The sequence below is a fragment of the Micromonospora arborensis genome (assembly GCF_003205615.1).
In the GTDB taxonomy this organism is placed as follows: Bacteria; Actinomycetota; Actinomycetes; order Mycobacteriales; family Micromonosporaceae; genus Micromonospora; species Micromonospora arborensis.
This window is the reverse complement of the sequence record NZ_PYBV01000105.1, coordinates 254-789: the sequence shown is the minus strand read 5'-3', so window position 1 is coordinate 789 and position 536 is coordinate 254.

Sequence of the window (536 nt, the reverse complement as noted above, 5' to 3'; positions counted from 1 at the left end):
CGGCAACAACCAGCAGTGGCAACTGGTCCGGATCGGCTAACGACCGCGACGATCGGCCTGGGAGAGAGGGATCTGCCGGCCGATCGGGTGAGATGTGACGACTGGCGGCCCGCCCCACCTGGGGCGGGCCGCCGTGACCACCAGGTCCGCTCTGCCGCGACGGGCACGGCGGATGCCGGATCAGATCGATGCCAATCGTTTGACGTATGACGTCTTTAGCGCTAATTTTCACCCGCGGGCCACGCGGCCGCAGGGAGCCTTGATCTCGCACCGCACGGTTCGGCGCGGGCCTGCTGTGCGGCCCGGATCGTGGCATCGCCATCGACGTGCGCCTGCTGGCCGCAGGTTGCCCGCACAACACCCCGGACGTGCTGACGCCACCACCAAGACGACGGCACACACGCCAGGGCACGCGCGGGCGTTCTGCTCGCGGGTGACCCCGACCGAAGGAGTGGACCATGAAAGCCCTCGATGAGGCTCGTCCCGCCTCTCGACAGAGACGTCGCTGGCGGTCAGGGGTGGCCGCCGCGGCGGCC